The sequence below is a fragment of the Pseudomonas sp. FW507-12TSA genome, assembly GCF_058781435.1.
Window position 1 is genome coordinate 38,087 of the sequence record NZ_JBYSWT010000027.1, and the last position, 23,039, is coordinate 61,125.

The following is a 23,039-nucleotide window of genomic DNA, read 5'->3' on the forward strand; positions in this document are numbered from 1 at the left end:
TGCCAATGAACTTCTCGAGATTCTTCATCGAACGCCCGATCTTCGCCGCAGTGCTATCCGTGGTCATTTCCCTGGTGGGCCTGATCGCCATTCCGTTGTTGCCAATCAGTGAATACCCCGAGGTGGTACCGCCGACGGTGGTCGTCACCGCTACCTATCCCGGTGCCAACCCCAAGGTGATCGCCGAGACTGTCGCGGCCCCGCTGGAAGAGCAGATCAATGGCGTCGAGCACATGATGTACATGAAGTCGGTGGCCGGCTCCGATGGCGTCTTGATGATGACGATCACCTTCGAGCCTGGCACCGATCCCGACAAGGCCCAGGTGGACGTACAGAACCGCGTGGCCCAGGCCCAGTCGCGCCTGCCTGCGGCAGTGGTGGCGCTTGGGTTGACCACGCAGAAGCAGTCGCCGAGTTTCGCCTTGATGATCACCCCGGTCTCCCCGGACGGACGTTACGACGGCCTGTACCTGCGCAATTACGCCAATATCAAGATCAAGGACCAGCTTTCCCGTATCTCGGGGGTCGGCCAGGTGCGTTTCTTCGGTAGCGGAGACTACGCGATGCGTGTCTGGCTCGATCCGGGCAAGGTCGCCTCGCGCGGCCTGACCGCGGGCGATGTGGTGCGTGCGCTAGAGGACCAGAACCTGCAGGTTTCGGCCGGCCAGCTGGGTGCCGAGCCGATCAAGGGCGGCAGCGATTTCCTGATCGCGATCAACGCCCAGGGTCGCCTGCGCACGACCGCCGAGTTCGGCGATATCGTGCTCAAGACCGGTCCGAACGGGGAAGTGGTGCGCCTGGCCGATGTCGCGCGTATCGAGCTTGGGGCCAGCGACTACACGCTGCGCACCCGGCTCGATGGCCAGGAGGCCCCGATCATCGGCGTGTTCCAGGCGCCGGGCGCCAACTTGCTGGATGTGCGTCGGGACGTGATCGCCAAGATGGAGGAACTGAAGAAAAGTTTTCCGCCCGGCATGGACTACCGATCGGACTACGATGCGACGATTTTCGTGCGCGAAGCCATAGACGCGGTGGTCAAGACATTGGCCGAGGCGATCGTGCTGGTGGTGCTGGTGGTGATCCTGTTCCTGCAGACCTGGCGTGCCTCGATCATTCCGTTGATAGCCGTGCCGGTGTCGGTGATCGGCACGTTCGCGGTCTTGCATGTGCTGGGTTTTTCGATCAACACCCTGACTTTGTTCGGCCTGGTACTGGCGATCGGCATCGTGGTGGACGATGCCATCGTGGTGGTCGAGAACGTCGAACGCAACATCGGCGAGGGCCTCACGCCACTGGCCGCCGCGCACCAGGCGATGAAGGAGGTGTCCGGGCCGATAGTCGCGATCGCCCTGGTGCTGTGCGCGGTATTCGTGCCCATGGCTTTCCTCAGCGGAGTCACCGGTACCTTCTACAAGCAATTCGCGGTGACCATCGCCATTTCCACGGTGATCTCGGCGATCAACTCGCTGACGCTGTCGCCTGCGCTCGCGGCCATGCTCCTGCGTGGCCATGATGCGCCCAAGGATGGGCTTTCCCGAGGGATCGACCGTGCCTTGGCCTGGTTGTTCGTGCCGTTCAACCGGTTTTTCGACGCCAGCTCCAACCGCTACCAGGGCGCGGTGTCCCGCATCCTCAAGCGGCGTGGCGCAGCGTTCGTGATCTATGGAGCGCTGCTGGCGGCTACGGGGCTGTTGTTCGATAACGTGCCCCGGGGCTTCATCCCCACCCAGGACAAGCTGTTCCTGGTAGGAGTGGTGAAGCTCCCCGAGGGTAGCTCCATCAGCCGCTCGGATGCGGTTGTCAATGAACTGGGCAAGAGCACCCTGGCCATCGAGGGCGTCGCCCATGTGCTGACGTTCGCCGGCTTCAACCCGATCCAGCAGAACAACACCCCGAACTATGCGGTGGCTTATGTGATTCTCAAGCCGTTCAACGAGCGCCAACGCAGCGCCAAGCAGATCATGGCCGAGATCCAGGCCAGGATGAATGAAATACAGGAAGGCATGGCGTTCGTGATGAACCCGCCGCCGATCCTCGGCCTGGGTACCGGGGCCGGTTATTCGATGTTCGTCCAGGATCGCGCCGGTGCCGGTTATGGCGCCTTGCAGCAAGCCACCGGCGTGTTGCAGGCTGCGTTGATGAAGGAGACGGGCATGGGCTTTCCGTTCTCGGGCTACCAGTCCAACGTGCCGCAACTGGATGTCGAGGTCGATCGCATCAAGGCCAAGGCCCAGGGCGTGGCACTGGCGGATCTGTTCCAGACGTTGCAGGTGTATCTGGGCTCCGCCTATGTCAACGATTTCAACCTGCTTGGCCGTACCTGGCGGGTGTATGCCCAGGCCGAAGGCGATTTTCGCAAGCGTGTCGAGGACATCGGCAACCTGCAGACGCGCAACGAACGGGGGGAGATGGTACCGATCGCCTCGATGATCAGGATCAGCCAGACCTACGGTCCCGATCCGGTGCTGCGCTACAACGGCTATCCGGCGGCGGACTTCTCGGGTGAAGCCGATCCGGCACTGCTGTCCTCGGCGCAGGCGATGGACAAGATATCCGCAGTCGCCAGGGAGGCCTTACCCAACGGCTTCGAGTTCGAATGGAGCGACATGAGCTTCCAGGAGTCCACCCAGGGCAAGGCTGCGCTGGTGGTGTTCCCGGTGGCCATCCTCCTGGCGTTCCTGGTACTCGCGGCGTTGTATGAATCCTGGACCCTGCCGCTGGCGGTGATCCTGATCGTGCCGATGTGCGTGCTCTCGGCATTGTTCGGGGTGAAGCTGTTCGGCGGCGACAACAATACCTTCGTGCAGGTGGGGCTGGTGGTGCTGATGGGACTGGCCTGCAAGAACGCGATCCTGATCGTCGAGTTCGCCCGGGAGCTGGAGTTCCAGGGGCAGGGGATAGTCGAGGCCGCGCTGCAGGCGTGCCGCCTGCGCTTGCGGCCGATCGTGATGACTTCGATCGCCTTCATCGCCGGGACCATTCCGCTGGTGTTCTCCCATGGTGCCGGTGCGGAGGTGCGTTCAATCACCGGGGTGACGGTGCTTGCCGGGATGATCGGGGTGACACTGTTCGGCCTGTTCCTGACGCCGGTGTTCTATGTCGGCCTGCGCAAGCTGTCCGGGCGCAAACTGGTCCAGCATGGCCAGAGCAGCATGGGTCAAGCGCGGGAGGCCAGCGGTCACGGTCTGTAGCTTGCAGCGAGAGCCGGTTGCCGAGGCTTACGTGCAGCCGGCCCTGCAGCTACCTAACGCCCGGACCGTCACTCGACTACGCTGCTGTATCGCTCAAGTGCCAGTTACTCCTCGCAGTCGCGCAGGTGCTGCAACGGCGAGACACCGTAGAACCGGCTGTATTCGCGGGTGAATTGCGAGCGGCTCTGGTAGCCGACGGCGAACCCCGCATTGCCGATGTTATGGCGTTCGATCTGGATCAGCCGGCGTGCTTCGTGAAGGCGAAACTGCTTTTGGTACTGCATGGGAGTTAGGCCGGTGATGGCCTTGAAATGATGGTGCAGGGAGGATTCGCTCATCCCCACTTGGCCGGCCAGTTCCGGTATGCGCAAGGGTTGCATGTAGTGCTTGCGCAGCCAGTCGATCGCCCGGGTGATGCCATTGGTCGAGCTGTCCACCACCGCCAGTTGCAGCAGCCTACAGCCATAAGGGCTGGATAACAGGCGATAGATGATCTCTTGCTCGACCAAGGGTGCCAGGGACTGGATATCGCCAGGAGCGTCCAGAAGGCGCAGCAGGCGTAGCGTCGCGTCGAGCAACTCGGGGGTCAGCCGATCGACTACCACGCTGCATGCATCATGAGTGCTGGCCGGATGAGGTGGGATGTCCATCCGGGCGAGCACTTCATGCAGGCGTTCTGGGGTGATCGCCATGCCGAACCCGAGGCAGGGCTGGTCTGCGCTGGCCTCGACGATATGGAAGGCCACGGGAACGCTGAATGACACGAACAGGTAGTCGCCCTGGACGAAGTGCCGGACGGTGCCCCCCAACTGGATGCTCATGCGGCCTTGCACCACCATGCCGAAGAATGGGGATTGTGGGCAGCGGATTGCGGTCTGGCGGGTGCTATGGCGCGCCACTTCCAGGCTGGGGTTGGCCGTGGAGCTGGCTCCTTCGGCTAAGGCATGGCGAGCGACGAGCTGGGTAACTTCTTCAAGCGCGCTAGTGTTCATGGCAGATCACTGATCGGTTGAGATGACCTGTGGATCTTATCCGCAGATAGATCCGTTCCTGCGCTCGTTTACAGGATCAGGCACAACTCTCGGAGGATTGGGCGATCTGTTCCGGGATCGGCTCAAGGACAGGGCAGCCCTGCCTCAAGCCAGATCGTATCCCCGGCGCGCAGCGGGCTTTCGCCCAGGCCTGGCGTCATGCCAGGTCAGTGGCGGTATCGCTGGCCTTGCGTCGTCCGCCCAACCACACCAGCAGCAGCCCCGACGCCGCCAGCAGGCCGCCGGCCACCGGGACCGCGGCGTAGCCCAGGCCCTGGCTGATGACGGCGCCACCGAGCGCGGCGCCCACCGCGTTGCCCAGGTTGAAGGCGCCGACGTTGATCGACGAGGCCAGGCCGGGCGCTTCGGCCGCGGCGATCATCACCCGCATCTGCAGCGGTGGCACCACGGCGAAGGTGAACATGCCCCATACCAGCAGCGCCAGGGCGGCGGTGACGTGGTTGCCCAGTACCAGTGGCATAGACACCATGATCAAGGCCAGCACGCCGAGGAAGATCCGTGCCGAGCCATCCAGCGACCAATCGGCCAGGCGCCCGCCGAGGCTGTTGCCCAAGGTGAAGCCGACCCCGATCAACACCAGGCCCAGAGTGACGAAGCTATTCGAGGCGCCGGTCAGTTGCGCCAGCACCGGGGCCACGTAGGTGTAGAGGGTGAACATGGCGCCAGCGCCCAGCACCGTGGTAGCCATGGCCAGCAGCACGTTGGGCCGGGCGATCACCGCCAGTTCGCGGCGGACATGGGGCACGCTGCCACGCTCGCCCTTGGGCAGGGCGTACCAGAGTGCGGCGATGGCCAGCAGGCCAAGCACTGCGGTACCGGCGAAGGCCATGCGCCAGCCGACCTGCTGGCCAAGCCAGGTGGCCGCCGGCACGCCGCCGATGTTGGCGATGGTCAGGCCCATGAACATGGTGGCCACGGCACTGGCTTGCTTGTCCTTGGGCACTACGCTGGCCGCCACCACGGCACCGAGGCCGAAGAAGGCGCCATGGTTGAGGCTGGTGACCAGCCGCGAGGCCAGCAGGGTGTAGTAGTCCGGCGCCAGGGCCGAGAGCAGGTTGCCGAGGGTGAAGATGCCCATCAGCATCATCAACGCCGCGCGCTTGCCGAAGCGGCTGAACAACAGGGTCATGATCGGTGCGCCGATCATCACGCCGATGGCGTAGGCGGTGATCAGCATGCCGGCGCTGGGAATGCTCGCGCCGACGCCTTCGGCGATCACCGGCAATAGGCCCATGGGAGTGAATTCGGTAGTACCGATGCCGAAGGCCCCGATGGCCAGGGCGAAGAGAACGCGTCCGGGTTTCATTGTGGGCACTCCTGGTTGGCGAGGGCGGTCAAGGGGCCCTGCATGCGATAGAAGCTCAGGTCGCTGGCGGTGAAGAAGGCCTGGGAATGGCCACGGGCGAAGTCGTCGACATGCACCACGGTGGCGCCGTCGGCTTCTTGCCAGGAGATCACGTAGACGCCGTCGGCGATTTGTCGCCATTGGCACGCGGCTTCGCCGCTGGCACCGGCATAGGGCCCGGAGACGATGGCGTAGCGAATGCTCAGGCCATCGCTTGCGTAGATGTTATGGGCCACCAGGCCGTCGTAGGCGACCTGGAAGCTGCGGCCCGCGAAGGCCGGTACCTGGGGGGAACTGCTCATGAAATGGCCTCCGGTTGTGGGTGTGATGCAGTCGCAGCAGTGGCATGAAATTGTGGCAGTACGTACTCGGCGATCTCGCGCAGGGTTTCGTCCAGTGGTCGTATGTTGCGTCGCAGATGCAGGCCGACATGGTCGACACCGGCTGCGCGCAGGGCAATGAGCTCGGCGATCAGCGCGTTGCGGCCACCACGCAAGCCGAAGCGCCAGCGGCGCATGGGTTCGTCGGCACGCTCGGTAAGGTCCAGGTGGATGAAGCTGCTGTAGGGCTTGTTGCCCGCCACCGAGCGCCAGTCGGCAACGCGCCGCTGGTGGTCGTCGGGGGGGCCCGGGTAGGCCAGACAGCCATCCATGTGGTTGCCGATCCAGGCCGGGCTTTGCTGGGCCAGGCCTGCCACCAGCAAGGGCAGGGGCGAGGTACTGGCTGGCAGCACGGCCATGCCCTCGGGCAGGTGGCCGTTGGCGCCGTCCTTGAGCAGGGCGACCTGCTCGCGGAAGTTATGGCCGCGCCCCTCGAAATCCCGCCCGAACAGTGGGTACTCCACCGGCCGGTCACCGCTGGCCACGCCCAGCAGCAGGCGATTGCCGCTCAGGCGTTGCAGGCTGTTGGCTGACTTCAGGGTCAGCAACGGCTCGCGGATCGGCAAGACCACGGCAGCGGTACCCAGCAGGATATCGCGGGTGATCCCGGCCAGGTAGCCGAGGTAGGAGAACACCTCGAACACCTGGGCAGCATCGCCGAACGCCGGATCGTACAGCGGCACGTCGCGGATCCACAGGGCGCGAAAGCCCAGGCGGTCGGCCAGTTGCGCCAGGTAGGCATGCTGCTTGAGGTCAGGTTCGCCGGGCAGGCGGCCAGCTTGGCGCCGGGCCTGGTCGCCGGCCGGGGTCCAGTCATGGTCCAGCGGTGCTTCCAGGCCGATGCTGAAACCACCGGCGGTCAGGCGTTCGAGGGGCGTGGTCATGGCATCAGTCCCAGATTGGCGCCAGGCCGTCAGGGCTGACTTCGCGGCCGTTGCGTTCAAGGGTGGCGATACGCGCCATGTCTTGCTCGTCCAGGCGCAGGCTGCGGGCGAGCAGGTTGCTGGCCAGGTTCTCCGGCTTGGTGGACGACGGGATCACCGCATAGCCCAGTTGCATGGCCCAGGCCAGGGCAACTTGGGCCACGGTGGCCTTGTGCTTGGCGGCGATCTCGGCCAGCACCGGGTCCTTGAGCACCTTGCCGTAGGCCAGGGTCATGTACGAGGTGATGCTGATCCCTTGTTCCTTGAGGAATGCGGTGAGCTTGCTGCCTTGCAGGTAGGGGCTGAGCTCGATCTGGTTGGTGGCGATCTGTTCTTTGCCGACCACGGCGATGGCTTGCTTGGTCAGCTCGATGTTGAAGTTGGAGACACCGATCTGGCGGGTCATGCCCAGCTTCTTGGCTTCCAGCAAGGCTTCCATGTATTCGGCCAGCTCGACGCCGTTGCCCGGGGCCGGCCAATGGATCAGCAGCAGGTCGACATAGTCGGTGCGCAGCTTGGCCAGGCTGTCGCGCAGGCTGGCAACCAGCTTGTCGGCGGCGTAGTTGTCGACCCAGATCTTGGTGGTGATGAACAGTTCGTCGCGGGCCACGCCGCTTTCGGCGATCGCCTGGCCGACGTCGGCTTCGTTACCGTAGATCTGCGCGGTGTCGATCGCGCGATAGCCCAGGGCCAGCGCCGACTTGACCGAGTCGATGACAGCCTGGCCGGTCAGGCGGAAAGTACCGAGGCCAAAGGATGGAATACTCATGGATCTGCTCCTGGTGATTGTTGCGCATAGGCGCGGCCGTTGCCGGTCGGGCCTGGCGGCCCGGAGCGCAGGACCGCTTGGGAATGGACGTAGTATGTCCACCGGGCGCTGGCGGATTAAGCCATCGGTTGACCAAACACCTTTGACTTGAAGTCACGAATCGAACCCAGGGCTGCGCGCCTTGGGCATGGATTCCAGGGTAGAGGGGGGAGCGGGGAAGCTCATCGTCGCAGGCTTTACCGGAGCTGGCCGGGGGCGGCGGCTGTATGATCGGGACAAACAATAATCAGGGGTCCAGGCCGATGATCGGATTCACCTTTCGCCAGCTCGAGTATTTTGTCGCCGCCGCGGAGCAGGGCAGTGTCAGCGCCGCGGCCCGGGCCATGCATATTTCCCAGCCATCGGTATCCCTGGCCATCGCCCAGCTGGAAACGGTGCTCGGCCAGAAGCTGTTCCACCGCCAGGTCAGCCGTGGCCTGGAATTGACCCCGGCGGGCCGCAAGCTCCTGGAACAGGCACGGGACATCCTGGGCCGGGCAGGGGCCATGGTCGGCGTCGAGGATCACCAGGCCGGGCTACGCGGCAACCTGAGCCTGGTGTGCTTCCAGGACCTGGGGCCGTACTTCGCTCCGCGCCTCTTGGCCGGTTTTCGCCAGCTGCACCCGCAGGTCTCGATCACCCTGTTCGAGAGCGACCTGGCGGGGGTCAACCGGCGCTTGCTGGAGGGCCAGGCCGAGCTGGCCCTGACCTACGGCGTGGGCCTGAGTCCGAACATCGAGGCACAGGTACTGGAGCGGCTGACGCCCTATGCGCTGTTGCCGGTGGATCACCCCCTGGCGGCCCGGGAGCAGGTCTCGCTGGTGGACCTGGCCGCCGAGTGCCTGATCCTCGAGGACATCGCCCGTACCCGCGAGTACTTCCTGTCGTTGTTCTGGGCCCAGGACCTGCAACCGGCCTCGCTGCAACTGACCCAGACCTTCGAGATGCAGCGCGGCCTGGTGGCCCATGGGTATGGCGTGGCGCTGTCCTGCACACGGCCGGTGGGCGATCGCAGCTATGACGGCCAGCCGCTGGCCTGTCGGCCGTTGCTGGAGGCCGTCAGTCCGCAGCCGGTGGTGCTGGCTCAGTCCAGCGCCATGCGTCCGTCGCCGGTGGCCCAGGCCTTCCAGGAGTGGGCCAGCCAGCAGTTTGCCTGCTAGGGCACGGGGGCGGCCGGGACCGGCTTGCTCACGGCGCCCGGCTGCTTGCCTGCCCGGGCGATGCACAGCCAGTAGCCGATGGACAGCAGCGCCAGCCAGCCCAGCCCGACGAACAGCGAGGTGCGGGTATCGGGAAACCAGGCCAGGACGCCGAAGATGAACAGCATGAAGGCGATGCCCAGGGCCGGCCCGACCGGCCAGAGCGGCACCGGGAAGGCCAGGGTGGCGACCTGCTCGGGCGTCATGCGCCGGCGCATCATGACCTGGGACAGCAGGATCATCAGCCACACCCAGACGATGGAGAAGGTCACCACCGCCACCAGGATCAGGAACAGGTTCTGCGGTGCCAGGTAATTGAGCAGCACACCGGCCAGCAGCGCCAGCGACATCACCGCCACCGTCATCCAGGGCACGCCGAAGCGCGACAGGCTGGCGAAGCTCGCCGGCGCCTGGCCATTCTCGGCCATGCCGTACATCATGCGCCCGGCGGCGAAGATATCGCTGTTGATGGCCGAGATCGCCGCCGAGATCACCACGATGTTCAGCAAGGCCGCCGCCGACTCGATGCCCAGGGCGCTGAAGATCTGCACGAACGGGCTGCCTTCGCTACCCACCTTGGACCATGGGTAGATCGCCATGAGCACGAACAGGGTCAGCACGTAGAACAGCAGGATCCGCAGTGGCACCGAGTTGATCGCCTTGGGTATCGCCCGTTGCGGTTCCCTGGCCTCGCCGGCGGTGACGCCGATCATCTCGACGCCGCCAAAGGCGAACATCACCACGGTGAACGAAGCGACCAGCCCGCCGATGCCATTGGCGAAGAACCCGCCATGGTTCCACAGGTTGCTGATGCCGGACTGGACCTGGGCCGCCCCGCCGGGCTGGATGCCCAGCAGCAGGATCGCCAGCCCGCCGAAGATCATCGCGACGATCGCCGTGACCTTGAGCAGCGACAGCCAGAACTCCATTTCCCCGAAGACCTTGACGCTGCACAGGTTCAGCGCGCCGATGACGCACACGATGCCCAGGACCCAGATCCAACGGGGCGTGTCGGGAAACCAGAAGCCCATGTAGATACCGAAGGCCGTGACATCGGCCAGGCACACCACGAGCATTGAAAAGGCATAGCTCCAACCGGTGAGAAAACCGGGGAAGCGTCCCAGGTATTGGCTGGTGTAGTGGCCGAATGACCCCGACACCGGATTGTGCACGGCCATTTCGCCCAGGGCGCGCATCATGATGTAGATGGCCGCGCCACCGATCAGGTAGGCCAACAGGACCGAAGGGCCGGCCAATTGGATCGCTGCGGCGGAGCCGTAGAACAACCCGGTGCCGATGGCCGAACCCAGGGCCATGAAGCGAATATGACGGGTATTCAGGCCCCGCCGCATGGAAGGCTGTTTATCGTTCATCTCAAGTAACTCCTGATTGTTCTTATTATTCGGGCGTCAACTGCCGATGATGAAACGCAAGGGGCCGGTGTTCCTGTTCCGGCAATGGATGAGGGGGAGGCAGGCTGGGGTATTAACTGGGCAAACGCCGGGCCTGGCAACCGGTTGGTTATATAAAGTTCCTATATTGATGAATAAGTAATCTGTCGTTTACGGAAAAAGTTCAGGGCCTCGATACTGGATCAAAACAACAAGAGGCTGACTTGATGAATCCGCAGATCGAAGAGTTTCAACGCAATGGCGCCATTGTGCTGCGTGGGGTCTTTGGCGACTGGATCGAGCGCTTGCGCGAAGGTTTCGAGCAGAACCTGGCCGAACCCAGTGCCTTCGCTATCGAGAACGTCGGCAACGGCGAAGGCGGGCGCTTCTTCGAGGACTACTGCAACTGGCAGCGTATCCCCGCCTTCCAGGACTTCGTGCTGAACTCGCCGGCGGCGGCCATCGCCGGGCAGTTGATGGAGTCGCAACAAGTGCAGGTCTTCCATGACCACATACTGGTCAAGGAGCCCGGTACCTCCAAGCCCACGCCCTGGCACCAGGACCTGCCTTACTACTGCGTCGATGGTTTGCAGACCGCCAGCTACTGGATTCCCCTGGACCCGGTGACCCGCAGCAACACCCTGAGCGTGGTCCTGGGCTCCCATCGCTGGCCCAAGCCGGTACGGCCCAAGAGCTGGGCCAGCAACCAGGACTTCTACGGCGCCACCGACGACCACACCGGCGAGAGCCTGTTCATGGACATGCCGGACGTGGACAACGGCCAGTACCAGATACTCTCCCCGGAGCTGCAACCAGGGGACGCCATCGTCTTCGACTTCCGCACCGTGCATGGCGCCGCCGGCAATAACGGGAGCGGCCGTCGACGGGCGTTCTCCACCCGGTTCATGGGCGATGACGTGCGTTACATCCAGCGCCCGGGACGCACCTCGCCGCCATTTCCCGGCATCGACCTGAACGATGGCGATCCCATGCGTGAAGACTGGTTCCCGGTGGTCTGGCGGCGGGCTTGAGCAGCGACTGGCGGAACGTCCGACAGGGCGTTTCGCCACTATTGTGAGCCGCCCCTCGAATCATAATCACAATGTTGGCTAACTACTTTGAATGTGTTGGGAATATCTTTTCTAGATGATTTTAGTTATTTGTCTGGTTAACTTTTGGTAAGGGTAAATATAAGTTAAGTTTTCAGCGGAGAGTGACGATAATTCATCTATTCATTTCTTTACATGACTTTGTCCGTGGTCTAGAACCTATTGGCCCGTTCGCATCAACCGGAAAACCAATTTTCAGGAGAATGGAATGGCTAGTGCCTATGGTTCTGCGCGAAAAAATATCGAGGAGCAACTTACTAGTGTTGATCAGGCATTGTGCTTCGATCACGATTGTCAACAGCTACAGCACTATTATGAGAAGTGGTCCGCTGATTACGATAAAGATGTTCTTCAACAAAGTTACTGTGGACCGACGACCATCGTCAGGTTGTTCGAGTTGCTGATAGCTGCCTCGGAGCACCTGGCATGCCAGGACTACTCATCGTTGCATGTCATGGACGCCTGTTGCGGCACCGGCCTGGTCGGTGCCGAGCTGGCGCGCCAGGGCTTCGGTCATGTGGATGGCTGCGACCTGTCGCCGGCCATGGTCAGGGAGGCGCAAAAGACCGCTGCTTATGAAGCACTGCACGCCGGGATCGACTTGACCATCGCCAATGCGAGCTTGTTTCCCGATCACCTATATGACGCGACCTTGTGTTGCGGAGCCTTCATCGAAGGTCATCTGCCGGCCCGGGCCCTGGATGAGCTGATTCGTATCACCGCCCCCCATGGCCTGGTGATCTTCAGTACCCGGCGTACCTTCTACGAGAAGGAAGGGTTCGCCGACTTGCTGGACCAGTGGGTCGCCAATGGCGAGTTGCGGCCTGCGGGGGCGATCATGGATGCATCCTATCTCGACGGTGTCGCCGCTCACTACCTGGCGTATTCGGTATGTCCGCACTAGCCGCGCGGCGGCTGGACAACATCGTCTCCCTGGCCCGCTTGCAAGATCCCCGTGGCGCCTCCGAGGAAGTCGCTCGGTTGCGTGCCAGTTGCGTGGAGCACGGTTTCTTCTACTTGCAGGACCATGGGGTGCCGGCGAGCCTGGTGCACGATGCGATGGGGGCCGCGCAAGGCTTCTTCGCCTTGCCCCAGGCCGTCAAATGCCGCTTCGGCCAGGATCACCAGCAGGTTCACCCCAAGACCAGCAGGGGCTATGTCGGGGCCTACGGCGAAACCCTGCATGCCCCGAGCGGGCCGGATTGCAAGCAGCACTTTGACCTGGGCATCGAGGCTGCGCCTGGCGACTTGCCGTTCACCGGGCCCAACGTGTTGCCGTCGGAGGCCCAGGCCCCCGGATTCGCCCGTCATATGTTGGCTCTGCAGGAATGGGTCATGGGCAGGATCTTCCCTGGCGTACTGCAGGCCATGGCCCAGGCGCTGGGCCAGGCACCGGGATTCTTCACCCCGCATTTCGCCAGGCCGACCCTGATCCAGCGGGCGCTGTATTACCCGGCAGGTGCCGGTGGCGCCGGCATGCATACCGACAACGGCATCTTCACTGTGCTGTTCCAGGACCCCCGGGACCAGGGATCGCTGCGGGCCTGGTCCCGGGGGCGCTGGCTGGACGTGCCCTACCGCGAGGGGGCGTTGGTGATGAATCTGGGCGACATGCTGATGAAGTGGAGCAATGGCCACTTCGTCAGTACACCCCATCAGGTAGTGCATCGAGCCGCCCACCCCAGGCTGTCGATCGCCTTCTTCATCTATCCGGATATCGAAGCCAGGTTCGTCCCCTTGCACGGCACGGGAACGATCGCCTGTCGCGACGTCATGCTCGAAAACTTCGCATCCATCTGGCAACGGGGCGAGGGTGCCGGTCGCGCCCGCGACCTGCACTGAGCCTCGTCGCCAAGGTATTGGAGAATACCCATGCATGAGCACACAGGTCCCAGGACCATAGGTTTCATCGGCACCGGCAACATGGGCGGGCCATTGATCGAGCGATTGCTGGATGCTGGCCATCAGGTCCAGGTCCATGATGTGGATCCGCAGCGGGCGCAAGCGTCGGTGGCCCGGGGCGCCACTTGGCGCGGGACCCCGGCCAGCTGCGCCGCCGGCTGCGAGATAGTGGTGACCTGCTTGCCATTGCCACACCACGTCCTGGAGAACTTGACTGGGCCCGATGGTGCGCTGCAAGGCATGTCGCCGGGCAGCGTGTGGATCGACACCTCCACCACCGACTACCACAACACCCTGCAGCTTGCCGGCCTGGCTCGGGCCAAGGGGGTCTACAGCCTGGAAGCCCCAGTCAGCAACCTGTCGCACATGGGCGTGGATTTCGCCAATGTGTGCTTCTACATCGGTGGCGATAAGCCCGGCTATCGCATCAGCCGCGATGTGCTGGAGACCATGGGGCGCAAGTCGTTCTATGTCGGCCGGATCGGCAACGGCCAGTCAGTCAAGCTGCTGACCAACCTGTTGTTCTACGCCGCTACGGTGGCCTGGACCGAATTGCTGGCTATCGCCCGCCATGCGCAACTGCCATTGCACTGGCTGTGGGACTTCGTCAAGACGTCCCGCGGTAACTGTTTCGTCAGCAACCAGCTGACGCCCTTCATCCTCGATTCCAGCTACGACCGTTCCTGCACCTTGGAGATCACCGTCAAGGACATGGGGTTAACGGTGGCCCTGGCCGACGAGCTTGGGGTGACGATGCCGCTGGGGCGGATCGTGGCGCAACGCTATCAGCAGGCCGGCGAGCGTTATCCGTCCCATGACAATCATGTCAAGGTGGCGGCCCTGTGCGAGGAGGAAAACCATCTGTCCCTGGGCATAGAGAACTTCCAGGCACCGTCGCCCTATGGCGCCAACCCGGATTATCGACATCCGCGCGGGTTGGTCAGTGATCATCTGGGGCGGGTCGTGCCGTCGCTTCCGGATGCCTTCCGCTGCGCCATCGCCGAGGTCGGCGCCGACCAGCAGGCCCTGGCCAATGCCCTGGTGGAGTACCTGGCTTGCGTCAATCGGGTGATCCTCGATGAAGCCATCGAGCTGGGCACGGCCATGGGGCTGGAGGCTTCGCTGTTGGCCCAGGTGGTGAACTGGAGTTGCGGGCCCAGCTGGGTCGCCGAGCACCTGTCGAGCTACCGACCTTGTCGGGACAGTGTCGCGCTGGTCGAGCAGCAGCGGACGGCCTTGCGGCTGTTCGTGCTGGAGCAGATCGCCCGCCAGGGCATTTTCGCCAGCCAGTGGGCTGGCACGCCGGCTACGCCGCAGCGAGTCTGGGGAGGAGCGCAGGGATGAAGATTTCCGCCATCGAGGTCCATGGTTTTGCTGTTCCGCTCCGTGAGCCTTACAGCCTGAATGGAGGCCAGCTGCGTTACTCGGAGCTGGACAGTACGGTGGTGCTGGTGCGTACCGATGGGGGACTGGTGGGGGTTGGTGAGAGTTGCCCGTGGGGCGCGACCTACCTGCCGGGTTTCGGCAAGGGGGTGAGAGCCGGGCTGGCTGAACTGGCTCCTCAGTTGATCGGCTGCAATCCATTGCACCTGGATGTGCTGAACCATTCGATGGACCTGTTGTTGCCCGGCCACCCCTACGTCAAGGCGGCCCTGGACATCGCTTGCTGGGACATACTCGGCAAGTTCGCCGGGTTGCCGGTGCATGCCTTGCTCGGCGGGCGCTTCCAGGATGCCATCGGCTTGCAGAGCAGCATTCCCATCGCCACTCCTCAAGAGATGCAGGTCCAGCTGGAGCGAGCCCGGCACGAGGGCTACCGGACTCACTCATGCAAGGTCGGCAGCGGCGTGGAAGAGGACATCGCGCGGATCGACTGCCTATTGCAGCAGCGCCAGGTCGGGGAGGTCATCACCTTCGACGTGAACCGGGCCTGGACGGTGGCCGAGGCTGCGGCGGTGATGAATTCGCTTGCCGATCCGACGGTCTGCTTCGAACAACCCTGCCAGACCACTCGCCAATGCCAGCATCTGCGCACCTTGACTCGCAACCCGATCATCCTCGACGAAAGCATCGTGACCCTGGACGACCTGGTATTCGCCCAGCAGAACCATGTATGCCAGGTCATTGGCTTGAAGATCGGTCGGGTCGGTGGGCTGACCAAAGCCCGGCGCATGCGTGACTTCTGCGTGGAGCAGGGCATCCGGATGAACATCGAGGACACCGGCGGAACACAGGTGTCCGACAGCGCCATGCTGCACCTGGCGACCGCCACGCCGCGGCGCCTACACCGGGCTAGCTGGAATTGCTGTCGCCATCATGATCTGCAGTTGGCCCGTGGTGGCTTCAGCATCCATGAAGGCCGGGCCCGAGTCGATGATCGTCCGGGCCTGGGTCTGCAATTGAACGACGAACTCTTCACCACGCCCGTAGCCGTCTATGGCTAGTGGTGCGTGTTCACAGCACCGATCCGTAGGAGGTCCCATGTTCGACACCAACAGTGCGATGAAGGCGATTTCCGGTTTCCACAGGGACCCGTTTGCCTCGTACACCTTGCCCAGCCGTTTCTATACCGAGCAGCAATGCTTCGACCAGGAGTTGCAGAAGATCTTCGGCAAAACCTGGCAGTACGTTTGCCACGTCTCGCGCCTGGCCAACCCGGGCGACTTCATGGTGCGTGATATCGGCCGGCAAAGTGCGCTAGTGCTCCGGGACCAGGAAGGCCGGCTGCAGGGATTCCACAATGTCTGTCAGCACCGGGCGCACCGGCTTTGCGAAGGGCGAGGAAAGCTCCCCGGGGTCATCACTTGCCCCTATCACGCCTGGGTCTACGACACCGGAGGGCAGTTGCTCAGCGCCCGCAAGAGCGAGCATGTGAAAGACTTCGCCGTGCAGGATGTGCACCTGGCTCCGGTACGCACCGAAATCTTCTGCGGCTTCGTATTCGTCAACTTCGACCCCGACGCCGTGCCCATGGGCGATTTGCTGCAGGGGATGGAGGCATCTGTGCGGGCATTTGCCAACGAGCCGGAGAAGCTGGTCCAGGCTTACTCCCGGGAATACCCGCTGGCGGCGAACTGGAAGGTCTCGGTGGAAAACTATTCCGAGTGCTACCACTGTCCTTCCTGCCATCGCTCGCTATCGACCCAGACCCTGGACCTCAAGAGCTACCGTTTGGATATCCACGAGCACTACCACAGCCATGTCAGCCAGGACAGCGGTGCGCAGCAGGGCTACACCATGAACGAAGACGCCCCCAATACCCATCAGTTCGGCGCCTGGTACCTGTGGCCAAACTTCTGCCTGGAGGTCTACCCCGGCGGCTACATGAACGTGCTGCATCACCTGCCGGTCGCCGTGGACAGGACCGTGCAGGTGGTCGAATGGTTCTGCAACCAAGCACGCCCCAGCGCGCAGGAGCAGGAGATCATCGATTTCGTGGCGGTGATCAGGGAGGAAGACGTACCGCTGTGTGCCAGTGTCCAGCAGGGGTTGAACAGCGATGGCTACCAGCAGGGCCGACTGGTGATCGACCCTGGTTTCGGTGCCAACAGCGAGCATGCCGTGCATGACATCCAGAAACGCACCCTGCAAGCCTTGGGCCTGCTCTAGGGCTGGTGCAAGATGTCAGGGTTCTTGCGCCACGGCCCGACGCAGCGGGCGTTCCTCATCCTGGAAAGAGTGGCGCAACCACTCCAGCAGGCAACGGGTGTGTGGGCGCAGCGGGCTCTTTTGCCACTTGTAGACCGCCAGCGCCTCCTCGATCTTGATCGACTGTTGGAACGGGCGGATCAGCTCGCCGTTGTCGATCATTTTCTCTGTGGTGCGGCGCCAGCCCAGGGCGAAGCCGAAGCCTTCGACACAGGCCTGCATCATCACCGGGTAGCTGTCGAAGAACTTGCCCCGGGTCTCGTCCAGAAGCGCGAGTCGGTAGCGGGCCAGCCACTGGGCCCAGGTCATCCAGTCCTGGGGAACCACCCAATGATGCAACAGTGGCAGTTCGGCCAAGTGCTCCAGGGTCCGGGACGCGGCAGGCAACTGCTGCCAGTAGCTCGGGCTGCAGACCGGAAAGATCTCGTCGCTGATGGTGAACAGCCGGGAATGGCCGCCCGAGGGGCGCCCGGTGGACTGGATGGCGATATCGAACTTCTCGGTGACCTCAGTGATGGGGGCGGTGGAGGCATTCAGACGAGTGTCGATCTCGGGGAATCGCTGGTGGAACAGTGGCAGCTTGGGTGTCAGCCAGTAGAAGGCCTCGCAAAGCTGGACCGTCAGCGCGACTTCACGGGCGTCCCGTTTCTTGCGCAGTTCCTCGGTCTTGGTGGCCAGCCCCAGCAGGGAGGATCTGACTACATCGCGAAATTCCCTGCCTGTCGCGGTCAGGAATACCGCGCGATTTCTGCGGGTGAACAGGGTGACGTCCAGGTATTCCTCCAGGGCACGGATCTGCTTGCTGATGGCTGCCTGCGTTAGGTTCAGCTCTTGCGAGGCCTTGGAGAAGCTCTGCAGGCGCGCGGCCGCCTCGAAGGGCACAAGGCTGGAGAGGGGCGGGAGCGAGCGTTTGAAATTGTCCATAACTTTGGTTCCTCCTGCTTAACCACAAGTCGCTTTAACCGCGCTCGATGCGTGAGCAGAATCTGTCGGCACATCCAGAAGGGAGACAGCATGAGCGCAAGCATGAACGTTTCGTCCGTGGAGAACCGTCAAAGCATCATCATAGTGGTCGGTTCGGTTTTCTTGTTGTCCGTTTCGGATGCAATCATCAAGGCCGCAAGCGCGCAGATTTCGTTATGGCAGCTCAATGTCATCCGCTCCTTGCTGGCGGTGGTGATGCTGGCCGCGCTGGTACTGCTACGCAACGGCAAGGACAGTCTATGGCCGCAGTCCCCAGGCTGGGCGACACTCAGGGGGCTGCTGCTGGCCCTGATGTGGATCGCTTTTTATGCCGCCTTGCCGTTCATTACCCTGACCATGGCGGCGCTGGCCATCTATACGACACCGCTGTTCATCACATTGTTCTCCTCCATCTATCTGAAAGAGCGGATTACTCCGCGCAAGTGGTTCTCCATCGTCCTGGGGTTCGCCGGGGTGCTGGTCACTCTCAATCCTACGGCGGACGACTTCAGCCCCTACGCCTTGCTGCCGATCCTCGCGGCCATTCTCTACGCCTTGGCAGCGGTGGTGACCAGGGGCAAGTGCGCGGACGAAGACGCCATGGTGCTGGCCATGGTGATGAACCTGGTGCTGTTGGCCAGCGGCTTGCTCGGCAGCCTTTTGATCGTCATGGCCGGGCCCCTGGAGCCGCAGCAGGGTCAATTGCGTTTCCTCTTGGGCGACTGGTCGTACATGCAGTTGGCCGACTGGACGTTGATGGTCTTGCTCGCGGTGCTGATGGTGCTGGTCAGCACCGGTATCGCCAGGGCCTACCAGATCGGCGAGCCCAGCATCATCGGCGCGTTCGACTACACCTACCTGGTCTTCGCCATTCTCTGGGGAGTCCTGGTGTTCGAAGAGTCCTTGAATGCCCGGACCGTCACCGGGCTTGTCATGATCCTGATGTCCGGATTCATCCTGCTGAAAAAAACCGCCTAGCTCGCGGCAGTCGCATCCGGTCCTCCGCCTGGAGTCATCCATGCACAAAACCGATCGAGACACACGTAACGTGCTGCTCTGGGCCATTTCCCGGAGCAGGTCCACCGCCTTCGAGCGTTCGGTGATGCAGCACCCGGATATCGAGGTGTTCCATGAACTGCTTTCCGAACCCTTCTTGCGTGGGCATTTTCCGGACAAGTATCGCCTGATCGAACAGGCCCGCGAGCAAGACCGACGCCCGCCCGGAATCAGCGATTACCAGCAGGCGCTGGATGTGCTGGCCGGGGCCCCGGGAGTGGGTCGCAAGGTCCGTTTCTCCAAGGAAATCGCCTATTTCTTCGACTTCCAGCGGATCGATGCCGATTGGCTCGGCGCGTTCCGCCATGTGTTCCTGGTCCGTGAGCCGGAGCAGGTCATGCGCTCGCTGTATCGGGTCAGCAGCGCTGGCGGCACCACTTACTTCGATGCCGATGAGTCGGGTTTTGACGAGCTGGCGGCGATCCATGCGCTGGTAGTGCAATGCTGTGCCAAGGAGCACTTGCTGTACCTGGACAGCGAAGTCGACCTGATGGGCGACCCACAGGGCACCATGGAGCGATTCTGTGCCTTTGCCGGGGTGCAGTTCCTGCCAGCCATGCTTGAATGGCAGCCCGAGCAGGTCGCCCAATGGCAGTTCTTCAAGGGGTGGCACAACGACGCGGAGCGTTCCTGCGGTTTCAACCGGGTGGAGCACCCGGACAGCAGCTTTCCGCCGATTGTGGAACACACCGCCTGGGCCAAGTCCGGTATCTATCGATTCTTCCAGTTGGCGGCCAATTGCCAGCGCGATTCCTGGGGGCAATGGCTCAAGTGCCTGGACGAGCCTGGACAGGCCGAGCTGCGGCTGGTCCTGGTGGGCGCCGGCCAGGCTGCGCGCACCAAGGCGCTGGAGCTCGTGGCGGGCCTGGCGCCCGGGGTCGGCCTATGGTGGGCAGAGCTGGATGGGATCGATCCCGACAGCGTCGTGCCAGGGCGGGAACTGGCCAGCGTGCTGGATCTGCCCACGGTGTTGGTGTGCCCCGACAATGAATCTCTGGAACGCCTGCGGCGCATGCCCGGGTTACCCCGGGAGAGCCTCTTGTGCCTGGTGGTTCCCCGCGCATGTGGCGGGCTGGAAGGCGTGCCGTCGATCTCCTGGCCTGAACCGGACGCCGCCGATCCAGGCCGGCCAGGCCGGGACCTGCTGCGGCAGATCAGACAGGTCGCCGATACTGCACAAGCCCAGAGCCAGCGACTGCAACTGGCGTTGAACCTCAAGCGCGGCACCGGAGCCCCCAGTCATTGCTGGTCCGAACATATGTCGCAGCTATTGCAGCGGACCCCGGACCGTGTCGTGGCCCGCTGCGGCGAGCGAGCGCTGAGTGCCCGCCAGTTGCACGCCCAGGGTGTGCAACTGGCCATGGCGGTGCAGCGTGCCGCCCATGGCGAGGCGGGATGGGTGGCCATCCACCTGGACAAGGACCTGCGTACCCTGGTGGCGATGACTGCCTGCAGTCTGCTGGGCTGGCCGTACCTCGACGTGCCGGGCTGGTATTCCCCGGCGGCCCTGGAGCAAGTGGCGAATACCGTCCGGCCACGCATCGCGATAGTCGACCACCCGGGCATAGGCAAGCTGCTCGCGCCCGAGGGCGAGGCGGTGCTGTACGCGACGCTGGCCGAGCAGGCGCCGCTGCGCCAGGTAATCCTGCCCGACCCCGTTGCCACGGATATCGCCTACGGCCTGTTGACGTCCGGAACCACCGGCACTGCCAAGGTAGTCCTCATCGAGGAGCGCGGGCGGCTGGCCTCGTTGGGACTGTGGCAAAGACACCTGGGGCCGGCGGACCGGGTCGGCCTGAATGCCTGGCTCACCGGATATGTGTTCCTGCCGGTCTTCGCCGGTGCCCAGGTTTGCATCATTCCCGACGCGGTGGTCTTGGACCCGGTCGCACTGCGGCGCTATGTCAGCGAGCAAGAGCTGACTCAACTGATGATCACCCCCAGCCTGATTGCCGGGTTGCTGGAGGACCGGCCGGCCTTCACCGCTGCCTTCGCCGGCGTCACGGTGCTCTGGTCCAGTGGCGAAGCGCTGTCGCCGGTGCTTCGTCGGCGCTTGCTGGAGTGTCTCCCGGATTGTCTTGTGCTGGACCTGTACGGCTCCAACGAGGCCGGCGACGTGGCCCTGTGCGACGACGCGGGCCAACTGCACCTGGTCGAGGGCAGCCAGGCAATGGTCCTCGATGGTTGCCAACGCTGCACGCCGCTTGGTGGCCAGGGTGAGTTGTACGTCGCGACCCGGGGCCTGTGCCCTGGCTACCTGGGCGATGATCGGACAACCCGGGAGGCACTGGTGGAAAACCCGCTGGCCGGGCATTCGCCGTTGTTGGCGCGCCGATTGCTGCGCACCGGCGATATCGTCAGGTTGGGCCGGGCAGGGGAGCTGTACTTGCAAGGACGCTCTGCCTCCTTCATCAAGGTCCGTGGTTTCAAGGTGCCCGCCCAGCACGTCGAGCAGGTATTGCGCGAACATCCGCGAGTAGTCAATGCATGGGTAACCACCCGTGGCGCAGCCGAGCACACGCAGTTGATCGCCCTGGTGGTCACGCAGGGGCCGGAAGCCTTGCCCACGGCCGCCGAGTTACGTGGCTGGGCGAGCGCACGCCTGGCTGCCTTCGCCGTACCCGTGGCGTTCTTCGCCGTGCCTTCGTTGCCAGCGTCCGCCAGCCAGAAGCGCCTGGGTAGCCTGACTGCGGCGACCATTGCCGGGCTGTTGGCGTTGGACGGTGAGGGCCCGTCCCTGGACCCCTTGCAGCAACAGGTGGCGACGATCTGGAGGCAATGCCTGGACCTGGATGGGGTCCAGCTGTCGCCCGCCAGTGATTTCATGGACCTGGGTGGCAGCCTGCGGCTGCTTGAGCTGGCCAGTAGGCTGGGCAGCGAACTGAAGGTACGGATCGGGATTGCCGATATCGTCGCCGACGCGACCTTGCAAGGCATCAGCCAAGCCCTGGCCGCTCGACTCCAGGGACGAGCGCCGCGTCCTGCGGAGTTCGACCTCCAGGCAAAGGTCCGGCATTACCAGCGGCAATGGGACGCTACCGGCCTGGAGCAGTATCCACGCCAGGCGATGGCTCCTGCGCGCCGGATATTGCTCACCGGCGCCACTGGTTATCTCGGTGGGCAGGTACTGCAAGCGTTGCGTGCAAGTCCCGGGGTGCAGGAGATCCTCTGCCTGGTACGGCCAAGCGCCGGCCACCTGGTCCGGCAGGTGTTCGCGCCCGGAGTGCCTGGGCCGGCGCTGCGCATGGTGGTCGGCGACCTGCGGGTCGATGGGTTGGGGCTGGCCGAAGCCGATCGCCAGGCCCTTGGACCGCTGGACTGCATCATGCATTGCGCGGCGCAGGTCAATTGGCTCAAGAGCTACGAAAGCCTGGCTCCGACCAATGTCGAGGGCACCTTGCGCCTGTTGCAGTTGGGAGCCAGCCGTGGTGCCAGGATGGTCCTGGCCTCGACCCTGGCCGAGCCAGTGGCGACGACTGGTTATAACCGCTCCAAGCGGGTTGCCGAGGAATTGGCCCTGGCCTTTTGCGAGAGCCGCGGCCTGCCCCTGGACATCCTGCGTTGCGGCGATATATCGGCCCCCGTCGAGGCTACCCGCGGCCAGCCGATCAATGATGACGATTACGTAGGCTTGCTACTGCGCAGTTGCCTGTTGCTCCAGGCCTGGCCCGAGGTCGAGCAGTGGACGTTGAACCTGACGCCCGTGGACTACGTGGCGCGGGTGTTCAGCGCCATTGCCCTGGCCCCAGGCATGACCGGTAGTGGCTTGCGCCATCTCTACCACCCGGCGGGCAACCTTCCCTGGAACACCCTGTGCCGCTGGGCCGGTGCCGCGTTGGACGAGGAGTTTCGGCCCGTGGACCTGGCGACCTGGAATGAGCGCCTGCAAAGCCGCGCCATGGGCAATGCCGTGTTGCAGCGCACCGCGGCGATCCTGCCGATGATCATCAGCGACTTCTCCAGCTTCGACCAGCCGCCGGCGCTGGTGCTCGACGAGGTTGCCTGTCCGCCGCTCGACGCCGGCTGGGTCCAGCGCTATATCGGCGCACTGTACGACTCGTTACGGGAGTGA

17 protein-coding genes are annotated in these 23,039 nt (G+C 63.6%); 10 read left to right on the plus strand and 7 right to left on the minus strand.

Going from position 1 to position 23,039, the window contains the following annotated elements:
- Positions 1-5: 5 nt before the first annotated feature.
- Positions 6-3,191 carry an efflux RND transporter permease subunit gene (locus tag AC3WK8_RS23230; RefSeq protein WP_103325960.1) on the plus strand — a complete coding sequence of 1,062 codons (3,186 nt, stop codon included), beginning with the start codon at positions 6-8 and terminating at the stop codon, positions 3,189-3,191.
- A gap of 104 nt (positions 3,192-3,295) precedes the next feature.
- On the opposite strand, the gene AC3WK8_RS23235 is transcribed toward AC3WK8_RS23230, so the two are convergent.
- The 5 genes from AC3WK8_RS23235 to dkgB all read right to left on the minus strand — a co-directional run bounded on the left by AC3WK8_RS23235 (position 3,296) and on the right by dkgB (position 7,660).
- Positions 3,296-4,183, minus strand: a complete 888-nt coding sequence (locus AC3WK8_RS23235; RefSeq protein ID WP_085597736.1) for an AraC family transcriptional regulator — start codon at positions 4,181-4,183, stop codon at positions 3,296-3,298.
- 196 nt (positions 4,184-4,379) lie between these two features.
- On the minus strand, positions 4,380-5,549 hold the full coding sequence (locus AC3WK8_RS23240; protein WP_103325959.1) for an MFS transporter: 1,170 nt from the start codon (positions 5,547-5,549) through the stop codon (positions 4,380-4,382).
- On the minus strand, positions 5,546-5,890 hold the full coding sequence (locus AC3WK8_RS23245) for a MoaF-related domain-containing protein (protein ID WP_085597734.1): 345 nt from the start codon (positions 5,888-5,890) through the stop codon (positions 5,546-5,548). Before AC3WK8_RS23245 ends, AC3WK8_RS23240 begins: the two co-directional genes overlap by 4 nt.
- Complete coding sequence (locus AC3WK8_RS23250) at positions 5,887-6,852, minus strand: TIGR03571 family LLM class oxidoreductase (RefSeq protein WP_085597733.1); 966 nt, start codon at positions 6,850-6,852, stop codon at positions 5,887-5,889. Before AC3WK8_RS23250 ends, AC3WK8_RS23245 begins: the two co-directional genes overlap by 4 nt.
- 4 nt (positions 6,853-6,856) lie before the next feature.
- A complete protein-coding gene (dkgB, locus tag AC3WK8_RS23255; RefSeq protein WP_085597732.1) occupies positions 6,857-7,660 on the minus strand; it encodes a 2,5-didehydrogluconate reductase DkgB in 804 nt (267 codons plus the stop codon).
- A gap of 302 nt (positions 7,661-7,962) precedes the next feature.
- On the opposite strand from dkgB, the gene AC3WK8_RS23260 reads away from it, so the two are divergent.
- A complete protein-coding gene (locus AC3WK8_RS23260) occupies positions 7,963-8,859 on the plus strand; it encodes a LysR substrate-binding domain-containing protein (protein ID WP_053129604.1) in 897 nt (298 codons plus the stop codon).
- On the opposite strand, the gene AC3WK8_RS23265 is transcribed toward AC3WK8_RS23260, so the two are convergent.
- Positions 8,856-10,271 (minus strand): amino acid permease, encoded by a 1,416-nt coding sequence (locus tag AC3WK8_RS23265; RefSeq protein WP_103325958.1) that lies wholly within the window; start codon positions 10,269-10,271, stop codon positions 8,856-8,858. The genes AC3WK8_RS23260 and AC3WK8_RS23265 overlap by 4 nt on opposite strands.
- A 245-nt stretch (positions 10,272-10,516) precedes the next feature.
- Between AC3WK8_RS23265 and AC3WK8_RS23270 the strand changes: the two genes are divergently transcribed.
- From AC3WK8_RS23270 to AC3WK8_RS23295, 6 genes are all read left to right on the plus strand, one after another.
- A complete protein-coding gene (locus tag AC3WK8_RS23270) occupies positions 10,517-11,320 on the plus strand; it encodes a phytanoyl-CoA dioxygenase family protein (protein WP_103325957.1) in 804 nt (267 codons plus the stop codon).
- Between the two features lie 475 nt (positions 11,321-11,795).
- A complete protein-coding gene (locus AC3WK8_RS23275; protein ID WP_157836835.1) occupies positions 11,796-12,302 on the plus strand; it encodes a class I SAM-dependent DNA methyltransferase in 507 nt (168 codons plus the stop codon).
- Positions 12,290-13,240, plus strand: a complete 951-nt coding sequence (locus AC3WK8_RS23280) for an isopenicillin N synthase family dioxygenase (protein ID WP_022644389.1) — start codon at positions 12,290-12,292, stop codon at positions 13,238-13,240. Before AC3WK8_RS23275 ends, AC3WK8_RS23280 begins: the two co-directional genes overlap by 13 nt.
- A 30-nt stretch (positions 13,241-13,270) precedes the next feature.
- A complete protein-coding gene (locus AC3WK8_RS23285) occupies positions 13,271-14,644 on the plus strand; it encodes an NAD(P)-dependent oxidoreductase (RefSeq protein ID WP_207244984.1) in 1,374 nt (457 codons plus the stop codon).
- On the plus strand, positions 14,641-15,744 hold the full coding sequence (locus AC3WK8_RS23290) for a mandelate racemase/muconate lactonizing enzyme family protein (RefSeq protein WP_022644392.1): 1,104 nt from the start codon (positions 14,641-14,643) through the stop codon (positions 15,742-15,744). The genes AC3WK8_RS23285 and AC3WK8_RS23290 overlap by 4 nt, the downstream gene beginning before the upstream one ends.
- A 37-nt stretch (positions 15,745-15,781) precedes the next feature.
- Positions 15,782-16,909 (plus strand): aromatic ring-hydroxylating oxygenase subunit alpha, encoded by a 1,128-nt coding sequence (locus tag AC3WK8_RS23295; protein ID WP_103325955.1) that lies wholly within the window; start codon positions 15,782-15,784, stop codon positions 16,907-16,909.
- A 15-nt stretch (positions 16,910-16,924) separates the two neighbouring features.
- Here AC3WK8_RS23295 and AC3WK8_RS23300 read toward each other — a convergent pair whose 3' ends face one another.
- A complete protein-coding gene (locus tag AC3WK8_RS23300; RefSeq protein ID WP_103325954.1) occupies positions 16,925-17,872 on the minus strand; it encodes a LysR substrate-binding domain-containing protein in 948 nt (315 codons plus the stop codon).
- Positions 17,873-17,974: 102 nt separating this feature from the next.
- On the opposite strand from AC3WK8_RS23300, the gene AC3WK8_RS23305 reads away from it, so the two are divergent.
- Together AC3WK8_RS23305 and AC3WK8_RS23310 are read left to right on the plus strand one after the other, a co-directional pair.
- Positions 17,975-18,889 carry a DMT family transporter gene (locus tag AC3WK8_RS23305; protein ID WP_256592346.1) on the plus strand — a complete coding sequence of 305 codons (915 nt, stop codon included), beginning with the start codon at positions 17,975-17,977 and terminating at the stop codon, positions 18,887-18,889.
- Between the two features lie 40 nt (positions 18,890-18,929).
- Positions 18,930-23,039 (plus strand): AMP-binding protein, encoded by a 4,110-nt coding sequence (locus AC3WK8_RS23310; protein WP_103325952.1) that lies wholly within the window; start codon positions 18,930-18,932, stop codon positions 23,037-23,039.

Excerpts from the sequence above, each read along its gene's own strand:
- AC3WK8_RS23250 (WP_085597733.1), bottom strand. The coding sequence starts at position 6,852 with ATGACCACGCCCCTCGAACGCCTGACCGCCGGTGGTTTCAGCATCGGC.
- AC3WK8_RS23265 (WP_103325958.1), bottom strand. The coding sequence starts at position 10,271 with ATGAACGATAAACAGCCTTCCATGCGGCGGGGCCTGAATACCCGTCAT.
- AC3WK8_RS23310 (WP_103325952.1), top strand. The coding sequence starts at position 18,930 with ATGCACAAAACCGATCGAGACACACGTAACGTGCTGCTCTGGGCCATT.
- AC3WK8_RS23295 (WP_103325955.1), top strand. The coding sequence starts at position 15,782 with ATGTTCGACACCAACAGTGCGATGAAGGCGATTTCCGGTTTCCACAGG.
- AC3WK8_RS23230 (WP_103325960.1), top strand. The coding sequence starts at position 6 with ATGAACTTCTCGAGATTCTTCATCGAACGCCCGATCTTCGCCGCAGTG.
- AC3WK8_RS23300 (WP_103325954.1), bottom strand. The coding sequence starts at position 17,872 with ATGGACAATTTCAAACGCTCGCTCCCGCCCCTCTCCAGCCTTGTGCCC.
- dkgB (WP_085597732.1), bottom strand. The coding sequence starts at position 7,660 with ATGAGTATTCCATCCTTTGGCCTCGGTACTTTCCGCCTGACCGGCCAG.
- AC3WK8_RS23245 (WP_085597734.1), bottom strand. The coding sequence starts at position 5,890 with ATGAGCAGTTCCCCCCAGGTACCGGCCTTCGCGGGCCGCAGCTTCCAG.
- AC3WK8_RS23270 (WP_103325957.1), top strand. The coding sequence starts at position 10,517 with ATGAATCCGCAGATCGAAGAGTTTCAACGCAATGGCGCCATTGTGCTG.
- AC3WK8_RS23305 (WP_256592346.1), top strand. The coding sequence starts at position 17,975 with ATGAACGTTTCGTCCGTGGAGAACCGTCAAAGCATCATCATAGTGGTC.
- AC3WK8_RS23240 (WP_103325959.1), bottom strand. The coding sequence starts at position 5,549 with ATGAAACCCGGACGCGTTCTCTTCGCCCTGGCCATCGGGGCCTTCGGC.
- AC3WK8_RS23235 (WP_085597736.1), bottom strand. The coding sequence starts at position 4,183 with ATGAACACTAGCGCGCTTGAAGAAGTTACCCAGCTCGTCGCTCGCCAT.
- AC3WK8_RS23285 (WP_207244984.1), top strand. The coding sequence starts at position 13,271 with ATGCATGAGCACACAGGTCCCAGGACCATAGGTTTCATCGGCACCGGC.
- AC3WK8_RS23260 (WP_053129604.1), top strand. The coding sequence starts at position 7,963 with ATGATCGGATTCACCTTTCGCCAGCTCGAGTATTTTGTCGCCGCCGCG.
- AC3WK8_RS23290 (WP_022644392.1), top strand. The coding sequence starts at position 14,641 with ATGAAGATTTCCGCCATCGAGGTCCATGGTTTTGCTGTTCCGCTCCGT.
- AC3WK8_RS23280 (WP_022644389.1), top strand. The coding sequence starts at position 12,290 with ATGTCCGCACTAGCCGCGCGGCGGCTGGACAACATCGTCTCCCTGGCC.